Here is a 23,575-nt window from a genome sequence, read left to right as displayed (position 1 = left end):
CAGCGGTTTTCAACCCCGCAGTCGCCGAGAGGAGACGCCATGCGCCGAATGGTGCTCATCATTGCGCTTGCCTGGGCGTGCGCCGCCGGTGGGGGCCCTGCCCACTGTCCTCGTGTTACCAGCGAACACAATGCCGATACGACCGACCTGGCCCGCTTCCGCAACTTCCACGCCTGGCGCGACAAGCAGGACAACGACCTCGCCATCGCCATCTGGCAGTACCTGTGCGACTACGAGACGGGGCTGTACCACTTCTACGAGGTGGTCGAAGGCCCCGACCCGTTCGCCGAGTACGCCACGATGCGCGAGCCGCTGAAGCTCCTCAACGTCTACAACTGCGGCTACTGCGGCATCTTCGGGCCCACTGTGGAGGGCATCTACTACGGCTGCGGCTTCACCACAGGGAGGAGTTTCGGGCTCTCGGGCTGGGCCCACTGCGCTACCGAGATTTTCTACAGCGGCGCCTGGCATTACTTCGATGTGGACGTCCGTGGCGTCCTCATCAAGCCAGACGGCATGGTGGCCAGTCTCAAGGAAGCGCAGACCGACAAGCAGCTCTGGCTCGACTCCATCGGCCGCATCAAGCCCTTCTTCCCCCATCACGGCACACCCAAGGAGGCCGCCAAGGTCGCCGATATCTACGCGAAGAGTGGAGTTGACTTCCAATACCGCTGGTTCCAGGGCAGCCACACGGCCGACTTCTCGCTGCGCCCCGGCGAGAGCCTCACGCGGTGGTGGCAGCCGAAGGGCGGCCACTGGAACCATCGCCCCGAATACAACCGCGAGAAGTGGGTGCGTGACCTGATTCTTCAAGAGCCGGTGGGCATGAAGCCCAACCACCGCGACTTCACCAAGTGGAATCACGGCGAGGGCCTCTTCCGTTACGCGCCCGACCTCACCGACGCGAGCCGCGACTTCGCCGATGGCGCCTACTCGTCGCGGGGCGCCACGCCGACTGCGAACGGCCTGCGCCTCTCGGGCAAGGATGCGGAAGCCGTCTTCCGCGTCTTCACCCCCTTCGTCATCGCCCCGAAGGTCCACGACATCCTGAAGGAGGACGACGACTCGGACGCTTCGGTCATCACCCTTGATGCGCAAGGCGATGTTCGGGTCGCCCTCTCGCTGGACAACGGGCTGACCTGGGCCGATGTGGACGGGGGCGCCGAGAGGGCGATTGACCTGACCAGATGGGTCAAGGGCACCTATGGCTACCTCGCCCGGTTCCGCGCGGCGGGGGAGGGGGGAGCCACGATTCGCTCGCTGGCCATTGACACGTGGGTCCAGGTCGCGCCCATCTCGCTGCCCCGACTCAAGAAAGGCACGAATCGCCTCCGCTACGACGCCGGCGATCGCTACGGCGGCCTCACCGAACCCGTCCTCATCCTTCCCAATGTCGCCGATCCTGGCGACCTGAAGCGGCACGTGGTCGAGATGCCCAAGGACTACGACCCCGAGCGAAAGCTGGACCGGATTCACGGCGACGTGGTGGTGCGGCTGCCCGCGCCGCCTGGCACGAGGATCGCCTGGTTCAGCATCGGCGGCACCTTCAACACCCATCAGGAGCAGGGGGCAAAGAACACCGACAATCGTATCGCCTACGCTGTGGGGGAGCCGAGGGACTTCACGGAAGTCTACAAGGCGGATGTGCCGACCTGGGTGCAGCATTGGCGCTACAACTACGACACCGACGTGCGGCTGGAGAAGCCGGCCGACGTCGTCTATGCCCGGTTCACGGGCCGCCCCGGCGTCAATGTCATCCGCGCTTGCCTGCACGCGATCCCAGCGGCGACGCACGACCCCGCGGTGACGATCACCCACGGCTACCGGATCGGGCAACAGGCGATGGAGAGAGCCGTTCAGATGAAGTCGCCTGGCGACTACACGATTGACTGCGATGGCGACGTGGAGAACGACTTCATCCGCATCGAGAAGCCTTCGAGCCGCGCGAAGTGAGTCCCCAGGAGGCGCCGCGCTCCTCGCTTCGGGTGAGGCTTACGGGACGGCCAGGCAGTAGAGGAACCGGCCGCCGCGGATGAACATCCGTTGTCCGCTGAAGGTCGGCGTGGCGCCCGAACCCTCCGAGAGCGAGCCTGCGCCGACGGCTGTGGCCTGATCGCCTGGCTCGAGGACGATCGTCTGCCCCGCGTCGTTGCTGATGAAGAGGCTCTTCCCCGCCAGGCAAGGGCTTGGGTAGATACTTGCCCCCTCGCCGCCCGAGGCCCGAGAGAACTCCAACTCCCTGCTCAGGATGACCTTGCCGCTGCTGGCGTCAATTACGTGGAACTTCCCCGACTTGTCCGCCGTGTAAAGCCTCCCGTTGTGGATGAGCGGCGAGGCGAAGAACTCGCCGGTCAGGTCGCCCGCCCACAGCTCCTTGCACTCGACCTGTTCCGCCGCCTTCTCGGGAAGTTGCACGGCCGTCATGCTGCCATCAGTAAAGTACACGATGCGGTCCTGCACGACTGGGCTGGTGTACATGCAGTTGCCCAGGTCGGCAGCCAGAATCCGGCCATCGGCCACGCGCACAATCTGGCCCTTGGGCGTGACCAGCACGTCCACGTCCCCGAGGCGCGCGACGGCGGGTGTGCCGTACGTCGCCCTGGCGTTGTCGTTCTTCCACAGCATCTTTCCCGTGGCTGCATCCAGGCACACGAGCGGGCCGAAGTGAACAAGCAACCGGCCGCCGACCAGCACCGGCGAGGCGGTCCGCCCGTAGGTCGTGGTCTGCCGAAGGTCATACCAGTTCGCCCAGCGGGTCTTACCCTCTAGGTCGTGGCAGGCGACGATGCCTGTGTTGAAGAAGACCCAGACCCACTTGCCGTCGCTCACTGGGGTAGGCGTGGCGTCGCCGTACTGGCTGGAGTGGCGGGCGCCCTTGGCCGCCGCCTCCGCGGAGATGTCGGCCAGCTTGTGAGCCCTTCGCCAAAGCTCCCGACCCGTGCCGGCATCGAGGCAGACGAGGAGGTCAGGCTCGGCCGTGACGAGGACGCGCTGCGCCACCACGACGGGCGAAGACTGCGCCCGGCCGACCTCGGCCTTCCAGAGGACGTTCTCCCGGTCCGTCCACCTGGTGACGGGGTGGGCCGAAGGATACTGCCCACGGCCGTCGCCGCGCCAGCCCGCCGCTTCCAGCGCGCAGCACGTAGCCACGAGCGCCGATAGAAGTGTCCGCGCGCGCGTCATTCATTCCTCGCGGATGCAGTAGAGGTACTCTTCGCCTCGCAGGTACATGGCCTTGCCCTCGAAGTAGGGCGAGGTGTAGAAGGACTCCTGCCTGCACGGGTTGCCGCCCTGGCCGGAGAGGTGGATGTTCTCGATGAGGTTGCGCCCCACCTCCTTGAGTTGCGGCCCGGGCTCGATGATGTGGGTGTAGCCGGCGTCGTCGGTGATGTAGATGAGCTTGCCCGCCAGCGTGGGGCTGGCCGCAACCCCGTAGAGGAAGCGGTGATAGCGGTTGTAGCCGTCCAGGTACTGGCGGAATAGCGTCTTCCCTGCCGCCGTGTCCACCGCGGCCAGCCCGCCGCCCATCTCGACGGAGTAGACCACGCCGTCCACGTAGAGCGGCGAGGCAACCATGAAGACGGCGCCGGGCTGGCGCGTCATCATAGTCGCGTCCCTGCCGTCCAGTTCCAGCACGGTCTCACACCTGGCCCCCGGGGCCGCGCTGGCCGGCGGCTTGACGGCGATGAAGCCGGCGGGGTCCTTCCACCCGCGCCAGCGGCAGGGGTTGTACATCACGTTGTTCTCGACGATCGGCGTCAGGACGCCCCAGACGTCCAGTTGGCTTGGGCAGATGACCGTGCCGTCGGACACGCGGTGGATGTAGCGGTTATGGAGGATGGCGTTCTCGGAGCCCACCTTGACGACGAGGGGTGAGGAACTGCCGTGGCCGCCGTTCTGCCAGTCGTCGGGGCTGTTCCGCCACATCTCCCTGCCCGTTCTCGCGTCGAGGCCGAGTAGAGTCATATTGGCGGCGTAGATGAGCTTGCCGTCCACCAGGTTCGGCGAGTAATGGGTGCCGTGCTCCTGGGCCCCGAGCGAGCCGCCATCATGCCAACTCCACAGCCGCTTGCCATCGAGGTCGAAGCAGGCGATGACGTAGGAGCCAGGCCCCTTCATCCCGCCGCCGCAGGCCCAGTAGACGCGCTCGCCGTCGCTGAGCGGCGTGGCGTTGCTGGAGGAGACCTCGTTCTTGTACATCTGCGGGAATCTCTTGCGGTTCACGGCGGCGAAAGCATCATGGATGGCCCGCTCGGCGTCGGCCTTGGCTTTGAGAGTCTTGTCGAGCTGCGCCTGCTCCTCCGACGAGAGGCCGATGCTGGACACGGCTGCGTTGATGGCCTTCACGGCATCGTCATTGAGTGCGTTGAGCCGGGCCACCAGCGGCTCGATCTTCTCCCTCACCTCGGGGACCGCCGCGCGCTCTGCATCGGTCATCGCGTCGTAGGGTGTGTTGGAGCGTAACCAGAGGATCTTGCCGGTCCTCTTGTCCAGGCACAGGAGGTCGGTCATGGCCGACCCGATGTACACCCTGTCGCCCACGACGATGGGCTGGGACATGCTTCGCCCGGTCATCGGAGTCATCCAGGCGATGTTCCTCGCCTCGTAGGAGACGGGCAGCACGGGCTCGACATAGGCCGCGCACCGCCAGAAGCTGACCCAGGAGTTCTGGCCGACGGGGCCTGTGGCCTGGCCGCTCGCCACCTTGAGCAGCAGGCGGTTCCAGCCCCTCTCCAGCGCGACCTTGGTCGGCTGGTCCCGCTTGACCGTCACGGAGCGGCCGTTCAGGAGCACTTTGATGGCGGCGGCCGAGTAGTTTACCCGCAGCATCACGTCGGCGGCTGCGGGCGAGTGGATGTAGGTGTGGGCATAGGCCACCCTGTTGTCGAGCGGCGCCGCGGGCTTCTGCTCCGCCACGGCCTCGGGCAGGTTCCCGAACACGTAGACGAAGTCCACGTTCAGATCGCCGCAGGTGCCCTCGTTGTGGTAGTGGCGGCTCTGGGTTTCGATGCCCACGCGGAGCGGCTTCCAGGTCCTCTCGCCCGCCTTGGTGCCTGCCGAGGGTTCCACCTTGTCTTCGCCGCCAAGGAAGTCCAGCTCGATGTTCCTGGCGGGGTCTTCTGCCGCGAACGGCCCGGCCACGAGCCAATCCTTGATGGTGAAGTACTCGAGCGGGCGGCCAGCGGCCCCCGGCTCGCCGGCCGGCTTGTCGGCCTGGTATCGGAGCTCGGTCGTGCTCCCCTTGATTCGGCGGCTCCAGGTCCTCGGCGGAGTGGCCCCAGGGAATCGCCCCATCCAGTCGCCGCGCCAGCCCACGGGCTGTGTCGGCGATGGCCGGAAGTCCGGCGAACCCAGCGGCGTGGCGGCGGCTTGGCCGACGCTCGCTCCGTGGTGGAGGGCGAAGACAGCGAGGAGGACGCCTGAGGCGGCCACACGGCCGGCCCATTCCCGCCTGTTGTTCATATGACTCGAGCGCTCCTGGGTAGGAAGTGGCAGGCCATCGGGATTGCCGCCAACCTGCTCAGTCCTTCTTCATCAAGTGCTTCGTGAAGAAGTCGAGCGTCGCAGCCAACGCCTTCTGGATCTCGGGATCCGGGCTGCCGAAGCTGAACCCGTGGCCGGCGCCCTCGACCTTGATCAAGGTGGCCTCTGCACCCGCCTTGCGCAGCTTCTCGTGGAACTCGACCGACTGCTCCATCGGCACCTGGCCGCGCGAAGTGCCCACGTCGCGGGTGCCATGCAGGATGAGGAACGGCGGCGCATCCTTCGCAACATAGGTGACGGGGGACGCCCTGCGGTAATCCTCCTCGTTCCCCGCCAGAGGCTTGCCGATGAAGCCCTGCACGATGGGGGCCGAGGCCGAACTCATCATGGCCACCAGGTCAACGGGGCCATAGCAGTCCACGACGCACTGCACGCGGCTGGAGTACTTCGCCAGTTCTGCATCGCTGTTGTCGCGCGTTTCGGTGAGGCCGAGGTACGAGGCGAGATGACCACCCGCCGAGCCGCCGATAGCGCCGAAGCGCTTCGGGTCCAGGCCGTACTCCTCTGCGTTCTTTCGCAGCCAGCGGACGGCGCGCTGCACGTCATCCATCTGGGTCGGGGCGCGCCAGGCGGGTGCGAAGCGGTAGGTGAGCGAGACGGCGGCGAAGCCCCTGCGGGCCAGGAGTTCGCCGAGGGCCGCATAGCCCCTCTTGTCACCTCCTGCCCAGCCCCCGCCGTGAATGCAGATGACCAGCGGGCGGGGCGCGGGGCCCCCCTCGGGCAGGTAGATGTCCAGGAGATTCCTCGCCCCGTGAGGGCCGTAGGGCACATCGCGAATGATCCTGACGCCCGGGACACTGGGCTTTCGCTCTTCGGCGGCCCGTGCCCATGGCGATCCCGCAAGGGCCGCGCACAGGAGCACCCAGGCGAACGGCCTGGTCGGGAGGCCGCCACGTGTGACGGACTCAAGCTTCGCCATGGTCAGACTCCTTGGCATGGCCCCGCTGGGCGGTTCGCGCGAGGGCGGCGCGCTGGCTACACCCGAGACATCCTGGAGGCTACCACCGCGCGGCCCCCGCCCCGCGCGGTGCAGAGGCCTCGGCGGCTCGAGTTCAGAGCCTGGCCGGCTTCACGCGTCCCAGGATGAAATCCATCGCCTTCGACGTGGTCCAGATCTGCGACTCCCACAGCCCGTGCGCGGGCGGGAAGATCTCCGCCGTCACGTAGCCGTCGTAGCCCACGGCCTTGAACGCCTGCATCAGCGTCGGGTAGTTCACGTCGCCGTCCAGCAGGTGCACGAAGCCGTCCAGATTCGCCACGTTCCGCCTGAAGTCCTTGAAGTGCACCCGCTGGATTCGGTTGCCCAGCGCGCGCGCCCACTGGTCGGGCAGGCCGTACTTCACGATGTTCGCCGGGTCGTAGTAGGCCGCCACGCGGGGGCTCCCGCAGGCATCCACGAAGTCCCGCATCTCCGTCGCCGACAGGAGGAACGTGTTCCACACGTTCTCGATGCAGATCGTCACGCCCAGGTCTTCGGCCTTGGGCACGGCCGCCTTGATCCCCGCGAGCGCGCGATCCCACGCCGCATCGGGGTCCACCTTCGGCTTCGAGAGGTCGAACGCCACCATCACCGAACCGGGGATCACCAGGATCGCGTCGCACCCCAGCGCCTTTGCCGTATCGAGCTGCTTCGACAACACCTCGCCCGCCTTCGCGCGCTCGGCCGCATCGTCGCTCGCCAGGTTGAAGGCCCAGTAGAGCCCCGTGGAGACGCTGGAGATCTCCACCCCGATCCGCCTCGCTGCGGCGGCCAGCTTCTTCAGGCTGGTCGCCGGGGTGTCCAGGCCAATCTCTCCCTGGTCGGCCAGATTCAGCTCAATCGCCTCGTAGCCTGCGTTCTTCGCGTACCGCATCGCCTCGCAGGCCCGCACGCTGCCGGGGAACGCCCACGCGTTGATGCCCTTCTTCATCGCGGCTCCTCTCACAAACGGGGTTTCTGGCCACGGCTGGATTCTAGCGCCCGCGTGCCGCGGTGTCAACGAACCAACTCGGCTTTTCCGGCAGCCCCTCTTCTGCTAGAATAGCCGCGCCCATCCAGGAGACCTCGCGTGTCGCGCCCGAGTTGGGACGAGTATTTCCTCAAGATCGCCTTCGACGTGGCGGAGCGTGCCACGTGCCTTCGCCGCAAGGTGGGCGCCATCCTCGTCAAGAACAAGCGCATCCTGGCCACTGGGTACAACGGCGCGCCCAGCGGCCTGCGGCACTGCGAGGACCTCGGCTGCATCCGCGAGCAGCAGAAGGTCCCATCGGGTCAGCGGCATGAGCTGTGTCGGGGCCTGCACGCCGAGATGAACGCCTTCCTCCAGGCTGCCGTGCACGGCGTCAGCACGCAGGGCGCCATCCTCTATACCACCATTTACCCGTGCTCGCTGTGCGCGAAGATGATCATCAACGCAGGCGTCACCCGCGTAGTGGAGGCGGGGGATTACCCCGACCCCCTGGCCAGGGATCTGCTGGCCGAAGCTCGCATCGAGGTTCTCCACGTCGCATTCCCTGGTGCGGCGGTGGTGGGCGCGGTCGCAGGGCCCTCGCTCCGCTGAGTCCTTCCTCACTTGCAAAGCCTCGCCCGATCCGTATAATAAACGTGCGCCTGTAGCTCAGTCGGTAGAGCAGCGGATTCTTAATCCGCGGGTCGTGGGTTCGAGTCCCTCCAGGCGTACCAAACCAAGCGTTTGTGAATCGCCGATTCTCGCCGTTCCGTGCAAGCCATAGCCCAAATCACCGAAATCGATCTCCCCTGCATTGTCGCCTCGTGCCAAGTCGTGACTTGACGGTTGGTGCAGCGCGTGCGCTGTACCAGGCGCTGTACTGGCCGCTGAACCCTCGGCCAGCAAACACCGCTGGCCCTCGATGGCCGGCACCATCGTCAGCGCGGTGGCCTTGTCCTGCATGTCCACGTGGGTGTACCTGCCCAAGGTCAGGACAGGCGTCGAGTGGCGGGCAAGCTCCTGCACGATCTTGACGTTGATGCCGCTGCGCACGAGTCGCGAAACGTAGGTGTGGCGCAGCGCATGGAAGTCGGCCACGCCCTCAGCCGTGGCGTGCGCGATTCCCGCAGCATCCAGGTCGGCCCGTAGCATCTTCGCCGTCTTGTCAGGAAGGCCGAACACGGGCCGCTTAGCTTTCTTCGCCACAAGCCACGGCTTCAGCCCCTCAGCGAGCGCGACAGGCAGCGGTTGCACGTCGTGTCGCCGGCGCTTCGAGTAGGCCGCCTCGACGGCCACGGTTGGCGGCGTGGCATCGAGGGCGAAGCTCTCGGGTGTCAATGAGCGAAGCTCGTTGGCGCGGAAGCCCGTCCCAACTGCCAAGGCGTAGAGCATCGCGCGGTCAGGGCCGCTCATGCCCAGGACGGGGCCGCTCTCGTAGGTGACGTGGAGCAATGCCGACAACTCCGCGTCGCTCAACGCTCGGCGCTTCCGTTGTGCGTCTGTCACTCTGAAGGCGCTCAGATGGGTGAGGGCGTCCTCGCGCGTCCTGCCGTCGCGCCACAACCAGCGCGAGAAGCCCTTGACGGCCCGTAGGTAGTGGTTGCACGTCGTCAGCGAGCAGGCTTTGGGCCGTCGCTTCGTTCCGTCCGCTTCTGCCTCGTTGCTGCGAGGCCCGCTCTTGTGGAGTTCGGCCAGTGCGTCCTGAACCCGCGAGGGCACCAGTCCGGAGATGCGCTTGATGCCCGCCATGTCCAACACGCGCTCCACGCGCCTCCTTGTGTGCTCGGCGTGCTTCTCAGTGTCGCCCCTCCCCTGCAACGCTGCGGCGAACTCAGCCAGATGGTCAGCCGGTGGCCTCGCCTCAGCAGCAACGTAAGCGTCGGTTCGAGGATCGATGACCCCCTTCCGCCGCAGCATCGCGTCGGCTTCGAGCTTTCTGGCCAGGGCCTCCGCGGCTTCGCGATCATTGCCTGCATAGATGGTCTTCCGCTGGCAGGGACGCTCGTAGTACGCGATGTAGTAGCCGCCCTTGCCTTTCCGCCCGCCACGCTTGTAGATGCTCGCCATGCTCTCTATTCCTTTCGTCCTTTGGGCCGCCTCGTGGCCTCGATGCCGAGGTAGGCGGCCAGTTTGTCGGCCTTGTCCAGGCGGAGCGATTGCTCGCGCCGCAGAAATCGAATCAACGACGGGTGGGGAACGCCGGTGGCGTCAGCGACGGAGCGAATAGACTGCGACCGGATGGCCTCTCGTAGGGCATCTCGGATCACGTCGCTCAGTGTAGCCGTCGCGTCGGTCGTCACCAGCGTTCCCCCTTCGGTATGGAGTTATACCACACTTGGGACGGCTTGTCAAGACCCCGCGCCGGATTCTTCTGACCAATCGGGGCGATCATCCTCGTCGTTGTCGTCGTCTGCAAGGAACTTGACGACCGACGGCTCACCAAATGGGTTGACGACCGGCGCCTCCTGCCAACTATCGCACCACTCCTGGTCAGGGAAGACGTAGGGCCACCTATGGCCCTCGACATCCCGGGGGTGCGGTACAACGGGCGGATTGCGCCGGCACTCGAACTCGATTTCGTTTTGCCGCCTCTCGCTCGTGCCCAAGCTCAGACACGTCCTGCACCGTCGCTTCTTGTCGTTCGCTGTCGCCATCTGATGCTCCTTTCGTGGGCCAGGAGCTACCCACCCTTGCGGGTATCGCGGGTTCCTGCGGGTATCTCCGGGCACTACTTTGCGTACGTGTGTGCGTCTACGTGCGCGTGTTCTCTCTCTTACGCGTGCGTGGGGCCCCGCAATACCCGCAGATACCCGCGATACCCGCAGGTCACCCGACGCGATTGAGGCGCCATCTGGTCACTTTGGAATGCCGGTCCTCTCCACAGCGGACCAGTTTCCGCCCCCCGATGATTCGGTCCTTGAGGCGGCCAAGGGCCTGCCCAAGGGACCGCTTGCCGGCATCGGTGCCCTTGCTGTGAGCTGCGCTCAGTTGGTCGGGAAGCTCCTCGGTGGGGATTCCCCCCTGTAACACAAGGGGCAGGTAGACCAGTTCCACGGTCTGAGCTTTGTCCCCGAACCGATCCCACCACGCCTCGAAGAACCGTTGCCAGGCGGCCAGTTCGTCGTCTTGTGTCGAAACCACGGCGTCGAGGTTCGCCAAGAAACCAGGGACGCCAGCATGCTCAAGGACACCCCCCACCATCCCCGACCACGCCTCAAAGGAACCCAGCACAGGGACGTTCTGCGCCTTCGGACAGCCTGCCGCGAACCAGGCACGGACGATGGTGAAGCCGGCTTCAAGAAGCTCGTGGCGATGCTCTCGGGCGTACCCCAACAGATCGGGATGGCGGAAGCCCGTGCGTTGCCACGGCCGTTCCGTGTTGGCATCGAGCCTCACGGCAAAGGCCCGGCGAGGCATGTCGTTGGCGAGCCGAACGTTGTTGCCCGTGGCACACCAGACGACTTGTGCTGGGACGCGGATGGTCTCGCTCTTGCCGAGACGCCGGTCTGCCCACTCCAACGAGGTCAGTACCGCCGCCAAGCTGGGCGAGTTGAGCGGATCGGTCTCGGGGAGATTGTCCAGGATGACCATCGGCGGACCCTCGAGCAACACGGCCGAGATACGCTTGCGCCACTCGGCGTCGTCCCCACGGCTTGGGGCGGGTTGAACGGCCACGCTCCCGACCGCCACGGTGCCCAGGATGGTCGCCAGCAAGGTCTTTCCCGTGCCCCTCTCAGGGGCGTTGAACACAGCGAGCGGGATGCATCCCCGGATCGCGGGCCGCATGAGCACTGACAGCAGCACCGCGAGGCCGTTCGCCCGGTCAGCGGCGCCATTGAACGGGAAGTCGCCCACGAGATCGAGAAGCAGACCGGTCGCGGCTTCCACCTCCTCGACCGTCGGATGCTCTGGGACAACGATGGCTGGCGTGGTGCCGTCAGGCAGGTAGCACACCCGCGTTTCGGGATCGTATCCAGGTTGGCAATGCAGAGTCCCATCAGGGCGCAGAACGGGGACGGTCGAGATCGCTCTCAGCGGAGGCAAGGGCCACTCACCGCGTCCCTGGATGGAGTCCACCAAGACCTGTGGCGGCGGCTCGTATGTGGTGATCTCCTTGCCCGCTCGCACAAAGTGCGCGACCTCGGAGAGCCGGTATCGCAGCTTCGCTCTGTCCATGGGATCAATGCGGGGCCGCCCGTCCTCATCTCGGATGACGCGCACAAGCTCTCCGCCGCGCACGAACAGAACAGGGGGGTCGTTCCTGGTCGTCAGCTCGGCAAGCACGTCGCAGGTAAGCTGGTCGAGGAAGATGTCGCGCACGTCAAACCGCGCCTTGCGCTCACCTTTGTTGCCCAGCCCCTCGCCCTTCTCGCCCCGCCGCCCTTTGCCCGCTTCGGGCTTCGGTTCCCACGTTGGCGCCTTCTCGATCATCTCCTGGATCGCCGCCCGAATCTCGTCAGGCTCCTTGCCAGCCATCGGTCCCTCTGGACCAAGCCAGTCAACGATGTCCCCGCCCTCGGGCAGGTCGGGCAGCGTGACGACCTTCACGGTCGCGGGAGGCCGAAGCTTCGTCACGATGCGGGCCACGTCCTCAGCGTAGCCCCGCCCGGGGTCGTCGTTGTCGGGGGAGATGATCACCTCCTTCCCCGCGAGGGGCGTCCAGTCGGTCTTCTTGGCAGAGGCAGCTCCTTGGTAGCTCGCAGTGGCCACGAAGCCGAGCTTCATTGCCTCATCGGCCTTGCGCGCACCCTCGAAGACGAGCACCGTCTTGGCCGCGGCCAGCTTCGGCAGGCGGTAGAGGGGCAGCTTTTTCACCCCCGGCGGGTTGCACAGCTTGAACCCGCCGGCGACGCGAGATACGGGGCGACTGATCTTCTCCCCGCCATCGTCAGGCTGGAACCTAACCTCGGCGAACACGGTCTTGCCGTCGCAATCGTGATAAGCCCACGTCCCGACGAGCTTGGCCTTGTTCACCTTCCCGAACCACTGGATCAAGAGATCCCACGTCTCGAAGACGCCCCTTACCTTCTTGGGCTTGCCCACGCCCCCGTTGTCGGCCTTCCTCGGGAACAGGTCGGCCATCTCCATCCCCAACGCTTCGACTACCTGCCCGGGCTTGCACCCGGCGTGGCAGTGAAGCAGGACACGGCCATCGTCGCCCACGCTGATGCTCAGGCTTGCCCTCGTATCCTCGTGGGCGGGGCAGCGGGCCTCCCACTGGTGTTCGCCGACCTGCTTCGGCCCGCACCCCCTCGCCGTCGAGTTGTCCAGGACGGCCTTGACAGGATCGCAGCTCCTCTGGTTCATCGGTTACCCTCCCCTACCAAGCGACCCAGATAGGCTTCCACATCCTTCAGGCGCCAGCGGATCGTCTTCGTCGCGATCCGCACGGGCCTGGGGAATCCGTTGCAGGCGCCCGTCCGCCCCGCCTCGGACAGGGCCGACAGCCGCCAGACCAACCGCTCCGAAACCCCGAGAAGTTCGGCCATAGCCTTCACATCGAGTAGCTTCACGCTGTCCAAGCCGCCATGCGCAACCAGACGACTGCGTTCAGTGCCGTCCATCGCTATCCTCCTGTCTCCGTCGCTTCAGTGCCGACACGACCTGCTCATAGTCGAACCGTCGAATGCGTGGCGATGGCCGAATCTCCGGGATTCGCCTGCCCTTCGCGCATCCGGCAATGGCGCACGGCGACCTTGAGAGCCGCAGCGCGCCATCCACTACTGCCATCCGTCGTCCCATCGCGTCTCTCCTTTGCCCAATGGGCCATCAACTGCCCCCTACTTGGGCGCAGGCGACGCATCGCGACGCATGCTGACACATTTCTACGCACGCACGGGCGCACAGCCTGCGGGAGTCGAGCGTGCGTGACGATGGGTTTCAACAAGGGGGGTGGTGAGCGCGCAGGCCGGTCATGGCTTGGCTCACGTCAGGGACTCAGCGTGGCGGCCTGGATCGTGTTGCGATGGTGGTCAGTCTGTGGAGACCTAGTCGTCGTCTTCTTCGTCCACACTGTGGAGGTACTTCGCCTTCGGCGTCCGCCGCCTCTCCCCACGCCCAATATAGCCTTTGCCAAGCCTTGTGCCGGGCGGCAGGTCCCCCGGTTCTTGCCCGATGCTGGCGGGGTCCACGAGGCTCTCCACGTCTTGTTCCCCCCGGTCGTAGGTATCTGAAGGATTGTCCCGCCGGTACGCCGCCTCAGCACTGTGGGTCATGGCCTCCACCTGCTCCCTGCTGAGGCAACGCCCTTCCGCCGCTGCGAGCGTGGCCGCCTCATACCCCACGTTCTGCACGATCTGAATGGCGGCCCACTTGCTTCCGCATTCGCGCTCACAGGCCATGGTGTCGAGGTTAATCTCTGGGTAACCCATCCTTACCAGTTCCTTCGCGGCCCAGGCCAAGATGTCTCGGGCTTCCTCCTTGCTCAACGTGTACTTGGGCCGTGCCACTAAGTCAACACCGGGCACTTCCTGGCCGGCTCCTTCGGGGGTTCTCTCCGCGCACCCTATACACCAAGGCAGCTTCCCATCGGGATTGGCACAGTACCGGCCATCTTTGATCTTCTTCGCTGCCGTCTTTCTCGTGGTCCTGCTTCCCCCAGCGCGCGCTCTCGTCTCGAACTCCACCTGCGTTATGTACTCGATCCCCTTCTGCCCGCAGTTGGGGCAGTAGTCCTTAGACCAGAGCCTCTGCAAGTCCTTCGTTCCTCCGGCCGCACCGGGCGGCTTGGGGGCTGGCGCGCCAGGATGGTCCTGCATGAAGGGAACGGCATCAGGGAAGGCGTAGCATGGCGGCGCAATAGGACTCTTAGCCGCCAGTCGAGCATAGGCGCCAAGAACCTGCTGCCTCACAGCCAGGTAGTCGGCGTGCGCATCAGCTAGCGTCTTGCCCGCGGGGAAGATGTCTTTCCGGGGGAACCACGGTGGCAACTCGCCCGACTTCTTGAGGATGGCCCTAACCAGGTCGTCTAGCTCGCCTCTCAGCCAAGATGCGAATGCGCCGATGGCAACTCCCCGTTCCTTCTCATCCTCCAGCACTCTTACTGCCCAGCCGACAGGGGTGCACGCTTGGCAGCGTCCCACAAAGTCGAGCACGCACGCCGAGTTCGAAGCCTGTAATCCCCGCTCCCGTTCGGGCGTGCCCTCGGGGTACTCCACCACGAACCAGTCATACCGAACCTGTTGGTCGTGAGGATGTTCGATGAGGAACCACATGGCGAAATCAAGCCATTCGCGCAGGCGCGCGAGAAGCTCAATTGCGTCCCTAAGTTCAAAGGCTCTATGGCAGTCGTCGCTATTGAATACCGCACGGGTATCAGGCGTATGCTCGGCCCCTGTCAGTTGGTGTCCTCTGTCCGCCCCACCCGGCGCATTGGCAGGCGTGGCGCACTGTGCAAGTTCGTCTTGGGAGCGCAGGCCCACGTTTCCCGCCGTCCCTCCCCTGCTGACCGTTGAGGAAACTACCAACTGCCAGGGGTGCTGTCAAGGTCGGAATGCGATCGGCGGCACGGACGACGGTGCAGGCTGGCGGTCGTCCATGGGGCACGTTGTCGCTCGGGCATCAGAGCATGGGAGGCGTGGCGACCGACCAGCGCTGCCACGCGCGTGCGCGCATGCGCGCGCGAGGACACACTATCACGGACGTGGGCTGATATACTTGCATACAACCCACCATCGTCAGCCGACCGGCCTTTCCCGCCTCATGGCTACTGTAAGTCGCCATCTACCAAGGTTTTTCGACCGATTTCGTTCCTACCCCTTGACTCCCGCCCGAAGTTGGCGTAGGTGTTTACTAATCCTCGGGCGCACGAGGTATCTCACGCGTGTGGGGCTAACTGCCTTCCAACGGCGCACCACTGAGGTCTTGTCCCCGGTCGGCTCTTCGCGAAAGGAGGCGGGTCGTGGCGCACGAACTGAACGTCAAGAACGGCAAGGCGAGCATGTTCTACTGGGGCGACGTGCCTTGGCACGGCCTCGGGACGGCCCTGAACGGCCCCGCCACGTCCGCTGAGGCGATCAAGGCCGCCCAACTCGACTGGAAAGTGCTCAAGGTGCCCCTCTGTGCCTTGGACAAGACCGGTAGCGCGAAGGTGCCCGACTACTTCGCGACTGTGCCCGAGTACGCCTGGGGCGAGCAGGGCTGCCCCGTGTTCGGCGTGGTCGGCCGAGACTACAAGCTCCTCCAGAACACGGACGCCTTCCGCTTCTTCGACAGCATCGTGGGCATGGGCGCCGCCATCTACCACACGGCGGGAGCCCTGCGCAACGGCTCCCGCGTCTGGGTTCTCGCCAAGCTGCCGTCCTGCATCCGCGTGGTGGGCGACGACCTCGCCGAGAAGTACCTCCTGCTCTCCAACGGCCACGACGGGCACACGGCCATCCGGATCAAGTTCACCCCGGTCAGGGTCGTGTGCCAGAACACCTTGACGCGGGCGCTGAAGGCCGGGCCGACGGCCAGCATCGCCCACAAGCCCGACATGCCCCGCCGCCTCGACAAGGCGAAGGAGACGCTTGGGATCATCAACGCTCAGTTCAAGACGATGGAGCAGGATTTCCAGCGTATGGCGCGAATGACCTTGACCGATGAGTTGCTGGCGTCCTATCTGGCGGCCGTGTTCCCCGCGCCGCCCCCGACCCCCGGCGAATCGCGCATGGCCGAGAGCCTGCGGGAGCGGGCGCTGTTCGATAGGGAGCAATCGGCCCGCCTTGCCGTCGAGGGCAAGGGCAACGACGTAAAGAACGTCCGCAACACGCTGTGGGCCGCCTACAACGGCGTGACGGAGTATGTGGACCACCTGTGGGGCAAGTTCAAGCCCAAGACCGACCGTGCCCGCCGGCTCAACTCGCTGTGGTTCGGCAGAGGGCACCAGATGAAATCGAGGGCATACGAGCAGGCCGTGGCAATGCTGGATGCGTCGAGGAATTGAGGGGGCATGGCGGCAGCGGCTGTCGGCTGCCGTGCTGGCGCAGTGGGCAGCGGCGTGTGTCGCAGGTTGCGGCTGCCGGTGCTATGATTCTCGACGGCCGGCCGTTCAGCCTGTTCTCGGCCGCGGTGTCCACGAGGGCGTGACAGTCGCAAGCCGTGGCCACCCCCGACGAGCACGGGGTGCCCGCGACCATCACCGTCAGGGCGAGCGACATTCTGATGGCCTGGACCGTGTTGGGCGAGAGACACATCTACCTCTGCAGCGATGCTTTGTCCGGGCGCGTCGCGACCCGACGATGCCCACAGAAGGATGGAGAGCCCCGCTCTCTGTCCGCTTCCGGCTTACCAGGCTTGCCCATAGATGTTCCCTGCATTCCCGTTACCTGCCCCGCGCCCCTATGGCCCCAGGGGGGCAGCAGTGAGCTGCCCCATTCCAACCACGGTTCCCTTGCCGACGTGCAGCCACTGCATCGCGGCGAGCAAGGGCCATAGAGCGCCCGCACCGGCGGGCAGGTCAAGGTGCCCCGCCACGCCCCGGAACTCCAACTCGGCCTTCTGCCTGCCCGAATAGCGAATGAGGTCCAACGGCCCGCCATGCCAGTGCTCGGCGGGAATGTCCCTGGCGACTTCGAGGAGCCGGGGTTGCAGGTCGGCCAGCCTCGGGCGCGCGAAAGAAGCCAGCAGCGCCCCGAGGCGGCGCGCCGCCGCAGCGGTGATGTCCGCGAGCGTCGGGGCGGCCACCAAGACGCCCCGGCGAATCAGCCGCAGGGGCGCCGGGCAACAGAGGCGGCAAGGGACCGCGCCCGGGTCGGCCCCTGGCAGCCATGCCGCCTCCGAGACCGGCCAGCCACTGGCCTCGGCATTCTCCGGCAGCAAGGCGCCCGTTGGGCCGGCGAGCCGGATGGATCGGATGCGGAAGCGCCTGCGTGCCGGCCCCAGTCCCATGCCCGAGGCCACGTCCCAGGCACGAAGCAGGCTGAGGTCGTGTTCGCGGGCGCCACCAAGGCCAATCCATTCGACCGCTGGCGCGTCGGCAGGGTCGGGCGGCGCAGGGCGAAGCACGTAGGCTGGCGTCCGGTCGTGCACGGGGCCGATTCCCTCGAAGACAACGCGGTAGGCCACAGGGTCCAAGGCACGCAGAGCGGCGCCCCACACGCCGCGCAGCATGGGCACCGTGGCCCGCACCCCGGGAGTGTCCAGCGACAGTCGCCTGGGCAGGACGCGCACCTCGGAGAGCAGCGCTTTCAATTCCTCGGCGAGGGACGCACTACTGTTCACCGCTGGCTAATCCCCCATGATCGGGGCACCTTCTGAGCCGGCCGCTTGGCTGGCGGAGCAAGAGCGCCGGGCGCGGCGTTTCAATCCCCTCATGATCGGGGCACCTTCTGAGCCACAGGTGAGCAGGAGACGAGCCATGCCAGTGACAGAGCAGTTTCAATCCCCTCATGATCGGGGCACCTTCTGAGCCCTCGAGACTCCAGCGACTGCCGGAACGACGCTACGAGGTTTCAATCCCCTCATGATCGGGGCACCTTCTGAGCCACTATGAGGAGCTGGGACGACGATCCGCCTACCCACGCCTGGTTTCAATCCCCTCATGATCGGGGCACCTTCTGAGCCACAGGTGAGCAGGAGACGAGCCATGCCAGTGACAGAGCAGTTTCAATCCCCTCATGATCGGGGCACCTTCTGAGCCCCATCTGGACTGTGGGAGCGAACCGATGAGCGCAATGCTTGGTTTCAATCCCCTCATGATCGGGGCACCTTCTGAGCCATTGTAAAGGAGACGCCAATGCAAACTTGTGCCAATGGTTTCAATCCCCTCATGATCGGGGCACCTTCTGAGCCAACCATTCGATCGAACTCATCCAGACAAACTGCGAAGACCAGTTTCAATCCCCTCATGATCGGGGCACCTTCTGAGCCAACGCCTGCGAGGCACCACAACCGTGTGCGCCGTGCCCTGGGGTTTCAATCCCCTCATGATCGGGGCACCTTCTGAGCCCCAGCGACGGTTCACCCCCACGTGTGTGGGGAATGCGCCGCCTTCAGCTCCTCGTATTCGCGAGACCACGGTTCACCCCCACGTGTGTGGGGAATGCTCGGTCTCAACAAGCGGCAGTCCCCCCTCGAGCGGTTCACCCCCACGTGTGTGGGGAATGCGGTCGGTGCGGTCGGCGCGGAGGCCGAACAGGCGGTTCACCCCCACGTGTGTGGGGAATGCACGACGACAAGGGCCATGCCGACGAACACCATCGGTTCACCCCCACGTGTGTGGGGAATGCGGCCCTGGGACGGCTCGGCCCATGAGCTTGCTCGGTTCACCCCCACGTGTGTGGGGAATGCCACTTCGACCGCACGGCGAGCCGCTCGGCAGGCGGTTCACCCCCACGTGTGTGGGGAATGCCTCGGGCATGATGGCAGAGACGCCCATGACGGCGGTTCACCCCCACGTGTGTGGGGAATGCTTCGCCGCCTCCTTCACGGCGTCGGCCACGGCCGGTTCACCCCCACGTGTGTGGGGAATGCCGGTTGACGTAGATGAGGTTGCTGCGGACCACCGGTTCACCCCCACGTGTGTGGGGAATGCCGCTTCGCCGCTTCCTCATCCCGAGGCAGGCCCGGTTCACCCCCACGTGTGTGGGGAATGCTTGGGCGCCGGCTGACGTGCGCCTCACCTTCGCGGTTCACCCCCACGTGTGTGGGGAATGCGCGTCGCCCGTGAGCCGCCACGGCGGGGCCGGCGGTTCACCCCCACGTGTGTGGGGAATGCGGTATGCTACTAACCGACATCGTGACTCCAATCGGTTCACCCCCACGTGTGTGGGGAATGCGCGGCCACGCCGGCCTCATACAGGCGCGCATACGGTTCACCCCCACGTGTGTGGGGAATGCTTGTCGGCGAGCCACTTCTCCAGCTCCCCGAGCGGTTCACCCCCACGTGTGTGGGGAATGCGTCAAGAACTCCACGGGGAGCGACCTCGACCGCGGTTCACCCCCACGTGTGTGGGGAATGCCCGTGCTGGTATTTCTCCAGCACCTTCAGGAGCGGTTCACCCCCACGTGTGTGGGGAATGCACCACGCCGTGGGTGAATTTCAGCGGCGGAGCCGGTTCACCCCCACGTGTGTGGGGAATGCGCGTTGCAGGCGCAGATTCGCGATCACCTTCGCGGTTCACCCCCACGTGTGTGGGGAATGCGCGGCCTGGTCGATCAGGCGGTCGCGGGCGTCCGGTTCACCCCCACGTGTGTGGGGAATGCGCGTCGAGCGGGGCGCGCGGATTCGCGGCCAGCGGTTCACCCCCACGTGTGTGGGGAATGCTCCCGCAGAGTTAGGCTGCCTCCGCGTGGCCGCGGTTCACCCCCACGTGTGTGGGGAATGCGGCGCATAGGTCCAGTTGCGCGTTTCCAAGTGCGGTTCACCCCCACGTGTGTGGGGAATGCTCAAGCCATCTGCGGGCCTGCTCTGGGCTGAACGGTTCACCCCCACGTGTGTGGGGAATGCAAGCATCACGGTGTCTGGCCAGATCGCCCCGCCGGTTCACCCCCACGTGTGTGGGGAATGCGCGTCGGGCGTTTCCACGCCGCGCGTGCGCGCCGGTTCACCCCCACGTGTGTGGGGAATGCACCGAGGCGTTGCAGACGGGCACCCGCTGCGGCGGTTCACCCCCACGTGTGTGGGGAATGCATCTGGTCGCTGCCGGCGTCCGCAGCCGTGACCGGTTCACCCCCACGTGTGTGGGGAATGCGGCTGCGGCTGGCAGAGGCCATTCTCCGACGCGGTTCACCCCCACGTGTGTGGGGAATGCGCCGCCGTGGCGGGCCTGGACGCCGACCTGAGCGGTTCACCCCCACGTGTGTGGGGAATGCGCGCAGATGATGTGTTCGCCGCCGGGGTCGGGCGGTTCACCCCCACGTGTGTGGGGAATGCACCTTGTCCGCCTTGGCCAGGGCGTCCCAGAACGGTTCACCCCCACGTGTGTGGGGAATGCAGGAGATGGCGAGCGACGGCATCGCTTCCGCCCGGTTCACCCCCACGTGTGTGGGGAATGCCCCTGCGACGTCGGCGCCATGCCTGCGACGCCCGGTTCACCCCCACGTGTGTGGGGAATGCGATCAGCGGCACGATGTCCATTGATGATACTCCGGTTCACCCCCACGTGTGCGGGGAATGCGGCGGACGTGTACGGGAACGAGGACGCCCAAGGCGGTTCACCCCCACGTGTGTGGGGAATGCCCATTGCGGGCGCGCCATGCCGCCACGTCGCTCGGTTCACCCCCACGTGTGTGGGGAATGCGCCAACATCTACCTGTTCGGGGATACGTATACCGGTTCACCCCCACGTGTGTGGGGAATGCTCCCAGTCGTGGCCCTTCGCGCACAGGAAGTACGGTTCACCCCCACGTGTGTGGGGAATGCGGGCTGGTGAACCCGTTCAAGAACGCCGTGGCCGGTTCACCCCCACGTGTGTGGGGAATGCTTCGGGTCCACGGTGTAGATCTTCGCCGAGAGCGGTTCACCCCCACGTGTGTGGGGAATGCGAGTTGCCGCCTGGGCGCGTGGTCGCGCTCAACGGTTCACCCCCACGTGTGTGGGGAATGCGGCGTCGCCAGCACGGCGGCAGGCGATGCAACGGGTTCACCCCCACGTGTGTGGGGAATGCTACGACGCCATCGCCACCGCCGCCGACTGCAGCGGTTCACCCCCACGTGTGTGGGGAATGCGTCTGCCGCACCGCTCGCAGCGCCTCCGCCTGCGGTTCACCCCCACGTGTGTGGGGAATGCTTCCACAGGTAAATGTTCCCCGTGCCGCCGGCCGGTTCACCCCCACGTGTGTGGGGAATGCCCGCACTGCGTCAACATCGGAGGGGTGGCCCACGGTTCACCCCCACGTGTGTGGGGAATGCCAGTCCGAGCAGGCTCCTTCCAGGGCATCGGTCGGTTCACCCCCACGTGTGTGGGGAATGCGCCAGGAGGCGCCCCTCGTGGGGCGTGGCGGCCGGTTCACCCCCACGTGTGTGGGGAATGCCCCGGTTGCGCCCAGTTTCACCAACCGCGTGGCGGTTCACCCCCACGTGTGTGGGGAATGCCTGTTCGTGAGTACGGCGCAGGCTGGTCACTACGGTTCACCCCCACGTGTGTGGGGAATGCGTGTGAGCCGCTCGTGCTCCATCTTGCGGTCCCGGTTCACCCCCACGTGTGTGGGGAATGCGCCACGGCCTCCGCCGCCTTGCTCCACTCCGCCGGTTCACCCCCACGTGTGTGGGGAATGCGCGGTGCCGGAGGTCGTGTTCACGCCACGCCTCGGTTCACCCCCACGTGTGTGGGGAATGCGGGGTCGGGACGATGCCGAGGCCGACGGTGTGCGGTTCACCCCCACGTGTGTGGGGAATGCTCGGCGCACTTGCAGCCCCCCTCCTCCTTGTGCGGTTCACCCCCACGTGTGTGGGGAATGCGGCGCGGACATCGAGGCGTAGCCCTGGCCGAACGGTTCACCCCCACGTGTGTGGGGAATGCAGCTCCGCATCTTTACGCTTCGGCGGGGTCGCCGGTTCACCCCCACGTGTGTGGGGAATGCCAACGACCTCTTTGACGGAGACGACGAATGAACGGTTCACCCCCACGTGTGTGGGGAATGCTCGAACTCGGTGAGAGCGGCGTCGGCTGTGATCGGTTCACCCCCACGTGTGTGGGGAATGCCACGAGACCCGCGTGCCGACCGGGGGCGCCGCCGGTTCACCCCCACGTGTGTGGGGAATGCAATCTGGCCCTGTAGTGGGAGCCTCGCCAGCTCGGTTCACCCCCACGTGTGTGGGGAATGCAAGCCCCTCGCCCTGGCCATCGAGGCCAACGGCGGTTCACCCCCACGTGTGTGGGGAATGCCCGAGCAGGGCGATCCGCGCGCCGTTGGCCACCGGTTCACCCCCACGTGTGTGGGGAATGCATGAGCGCCACGAGGGAGGCGTACGCGGTGCCCGGTTCACCCCCACGTGTGTGGGGAATGCGCGTGTCGCGGCCGATGAGCCCGTGGATGTAGCGGTTCACCCCCACGTGTGTGGGGAATGCGCCGCCGTGGGCAAGCTCAACTCCACCCGCTTCGGTTCACCCCCACGTGTGTGGGGAATGCCCCGTGCGGCGGCACATGGAGCAGGGCTTCGCCGGTTCACCCCCACGTGTGTGGGGAATGCCAACCCGACTTCGACGTTGTAACCGCCCTTGCCGGTTCACCCCCACGTGTGTGGGGAATGCGCCGAGGCCTTCGAGCTGACGTTCTCGGAGAACGGTTCACCCCCACGTGTGTGGGGAATGCCGAGCGACTCACTTCACGTGAAAGCTGCCCTCCGGTTCACCCCCACGTGTGTGGGGAATGCGACGACGGGCAGCCTGTTGGGGAGCCTCCGTGCGGTTCACCCCCACGTGTGTGGGGAATGCGAATGCGAAAGATGCGCACCATCGCTTTCCCCCGGTTCACCCCCACGTGTGTGGGGAATGCCTCTTCTCAGCGGGCACCTCGACCTCACCCTGCGGTTCACCCCCACGTGTGTGGGGAATGCTGCACATGAATGGCTGGCGCATTGTCGGACTCCGGTTCACCCCCACGTGTGTGGGGAATGCGGCGGCTGCCCCGCCTCGGGCGCCTCGATGTACGGTTCACCCCCACGTGTGTGGGGAATGCAGGCGCGAATCAATCGAACACGCGCCGTGCCTCGGTTCACCCCCACGTGTGTGGGGAATGCGGCCGCGACGATCTCGGCCTCCGTGGGGGAGTCGGTTCACCCCCACGTGTGTGGGGAATGCGGAAGGCACTCAAGCTCGATTGCATCGAGGCTCGGTTCACCCCCACGTGTGTGGGGAATGCCGACGTGCCGGGCCCGCCTGGTGGGCCTGTCACGGTTCACCCCCACGTGTGTGGGGAATGCAGCACGCCGCGTTTGAACCTCGTTTCCAGCCGCGGTTCACCCCCACGTGTGTGGGGAATGCGAGGCGCTCGAAATTGAATCCGTTCTTCCCCTCGGTTCACCCCCACGTGTGTGGGGAATGCATCTGGAGCCCCACGTAGCCGCTGATCGCCTGCGGTTCACCCCCACGTGTGTGGGGAATGCGCCGACAGCGCGCCTGAAACGTATCCGTTCGGTCAAGTGCACCCCCCCTCGCCCCCGCAGTGCGGAGTGACGGC

The 23,575-nt window shown here is 66.0% G+C and carries 13 protein-coding genes, 1 tRNA gene and 2 CRISPR repeat arrays; of the genes, 5 read left to right on the top strand and 9 right to left on the bottom strand.

Going from position 1 to position 23,575, the window contains the following annotated elements:
* Nucleotides 1–39: 39 nt before the first annotated feature.
* A complete protein-coding gene (locus tag PLE19_12150; GenBank protein HPD15698.1) occupies nucleotides 40–1,953 on the top strand; it encodes a hypothetical protein in 1,914 nt (637 codons plus the stop codon).
* A gap of 39 nt (nucleotides 1,954–1,992) precedes the next feature.
* Here the strand turns inward: PLE19_12150 and PLE19_12145 are convergent, their stop codons facing one another.
* From PLE19_12145 to PLE19_12130, 4 genes are all read right to left on the bottom strand, one after another.
* Complete coding sequence (locus PLE19_12145; protein HPD15697.1) at nucleotides 1,993–3,183, bottom strand: PQQ-binding-like beta-propeller repeat protein; 1,191 nt, start codon at nucleotides 3,181–3,183, stop codon at nucleotides 1,993–1,995.
* Nucleotides 3,184–5,463 carry a PQQ-binding-like beta-propeller repeat protein gene (locus PLE19_12140; protein ID HPD15696.1) on the bottom strand — a complete coding sequence of 760 codons (2,280 nt, stop codon included), beginning with the start codon at nucleotides 5,461–5,463 and terminating at the stop codon, nucleotides 3,184–3,186.
* A gap of 58 nt (nucleotides 5,464–5,521) precedes the next feature.
* Nucleotides 5,522–6,463 (bottom strand): alpha/beta hydrolase, encoded by a 942-nt coding sequence (locus tag PLE19_12135; GenBank protein ID HPD15695.1) that lies wholly within the window; start codon nucleotides 6,461–6,463, stop codon nucleotides 5,522–5,524.
* A gap of 133 nt (nucleotides 6,464–6,596) precedes the next feature.
* Nucleotides 6,597–7,454 carry a sugar phosphate isomerase/epimerase family protein gene (locus PLE19_12130; GenBank protein ID HPD15694.1) on the bottom strand — a complete coding sequence of 286 codons (858 nt, stop codon included), beginning with the start codon at nucleotides 7,452–7,454 and terminating at the stop codon, nucleotides 6,597–6,599.
* Between the two features lie 138 nt (nucleotides 7,455–7,592).
* Here PLE19_12130 and PLE19_12125 point away from each other — a divergent pair, with 138 nt between their 5' ends.
* From PLE19_12125 to PLE19_12115, 3 genes are all read left to right on the top strand, one after another.
* Nucleotides 7,593–8,084: a cytidine/deoxycytidylate deaminase family protein gene (locus PLE19_12125; protein ID HPD15693.1), complete on the top strand. Its 492-nt coding sequence runs from the start codon at nucleotides 7,593–7,595 to the stop codon at nucleotides 8,082–8,084.
* Between the two features lie 46 nt (nucleotides 8,085–8,130).
* Nucleotides 8,131–8,206: transfer RNA gene (locus PLE19_12120), tRNA-Lys, on the top strand.
* Nucleotides 8,207–8,477: 271 nt separating this feature from the next.
* Entirely contained in the window at nucleotides 8,478–8,621 is a 144-nt protein-coding gene (locus tag PLE19_12115; protein HPD15692.1) for a hypothetical protein, read from the top strand.
* 923 nt (nucleotides 8,622–9,544) lie between these two features.
* Here the strand turns inward: PLE19_12115 and PLE19_12110 are convergent.
* From PLE19_12110 to PLE19_12095, 4 genes are all read right to left on the bottom strand, one after another.
* Entirely contained in the window at nucleotides 9,545–9,772 is a 228-nt protein-coding gene (locus tag PLE19_12110; protein HPD15691.1) for a helix-turn-helix transcriptional regulator, read from the bottom strand.
* 526 nt (nucleotides 9,773–10,298) lie between these two features.
* Nucleotides 10,299–12,779, bottom strand: coding sequence for a hypothetical protein (locus PLE19_12105; GenBank protein ID HPD15690.1), 2,481 nt, complete (start codon nucleotides 12,777–12,779; stop codon nucleotides 10,299–10,301).
* Entirely contained in the window at nucleotides 12,776–13,036 is a 261-nt protein-coding gene (locus PLE19_12100; protein HPD15689.1) for a hypothetical protein, read from the bottom strand. The genes PLE19_12105 and PLE19_12100 overlap by 4 nt, the downstream gene beginning before the upstream one ends.
* A gap of 423 nt (nucleotides 13,037–13,459) precedes the next feature.
* Entirely contained in the window at nucleotides 13,460–14,686 is a 1,227-nt protein-coding gene (locus tag PLE19_12095) for a hypothetical protein (GenBank protein ID HPD15688.1), read from the bottom strand.
* A 686-nt stretch (nucleotides 14,687–15,372) separates the two neighbouring features.
* Here PLE19_12095 and PLE19_12090 point away from each other — a divergent pair.
* Complete coding sequence (locus PLE19_12090; protein ID HPD15687.1) at nucleotides 15,373–16,398, top strand: DUF932 domain-containing protein; 1,026 nt, start codon at nucleotides 15,373–15,375, stop codon at nucleotides 16,396–16,398.
* A gap of 395 nt (nucleotides 16,399–16,793) precedes the next feature.
* Here the strand turns inward: PLE19_12090 and cas6 are convergent, their stop codons facing one another.
* A complete protein-coding gene (gene cas6, locus PLE19_12085; GenBank protein ID HPD15686.1) occupies nucleotides 16,794–17,675 on the bottom strand; it encodes a CRISPR system precrRNA processing endoribonuclease RAMP protein Cas6 in 882 nt (293 codons plus the stop codon).
* Between the two features lie 2 nt (nucleotides 17,676–17,677).
* Nucleotides 17,678–18,402: a CRISPR direct-repeat array (repeat unit 37 nt; unit sequence GTTTCAATCCCCTCATGATCGGGGCACCTTCTGAGCC).
* 7 nt (nucleotides 18,403–18,409) lie between these two features.
* Nucleotides 18,410–23,501: direct repeats of the CRISPR family, unit length 29 nt; unit sequence CGGTTCACCCCCACGTGTGTGGGGAATGC.
* Between the last annotated feature and the right edge of the window lie 74 nt (nucleotides 23,502–23,575).

The organism is Planctomycetota bacterium, from assembly GCA_035384565.1.
Taxonomy (GTDB): Bacteria; Planctomycetota; PUPC01; order DSUN01; family DSUN01; genus DAOOIT01.
The sequence above is the reverse complement of the archived record's forward strand: the minus strand, read 5'-3'. Positions and strand labels throughout refer to the sequence as shown.

What these genes read in the sequence shown, in the direction of transcription:
- PLE19_12150 (HPD15698.1), top strand. Translation starts at nt 40, where the DNA reads ATGCGCCGAATGGTGCTCATCATTGCGCTTGCCTGGGCGTGCGCCGCC.
- PLE19_12145 (HPD15697.1), bottom strand. Translation starts at nt 3,183, where the DNA reads ATGACGCGCGCGCGGACACTTCTATCGGCGCTCGTGGCTACGTGCTGC.
- PLE19_12140 (HPD15696.1), bottom strand. Translation starts at nt 5,463, where the DNA reads ATGAACAACAGGCGGGAATGGGCCGGCCGTGTGGCCGCCTCAGGCGTC.
- PLE19_12135 (HPD15695.1), bottom strand. Translation starts at nt 6,463, where the DNA reads ATGGCGAAGCTTGAGTCCGTCACACGTGGCGGCCTCCCGACCAGGCCG.
- PLE19_12130 (HPD15694.1), bottom strand. Translation starts at nt 7,454, where the DNA reads ATGAAGAAGGGCATCAACGCGTGGGCGTTCCCCGGCAGCGTGCGGGCC.
- PLE19_12105 (HPD15690.1), bottom strand. Translation starts at nt 12,779, where the DNA reads ATGAACCAGAGGAGCTGCGATCCTGTCAAGGCCGTCCTGGACAACTCG.
- PLE19_12100 (HPD15689.1), bottom strand. Translation starts at nt 13,036, where the DNA reads ATGGACGGCACTGAACGCAGTCGTCTGGTTGCGCATGGCGGCTTGGAC.
- PLE19_12095 (HPD15688.1), bottom strand. Translation starts at nt 14,686, where the DNA reads ATGTGGTTCCTCATCGAACATCCTCACGACCAACAGGTTCGGTATGAC.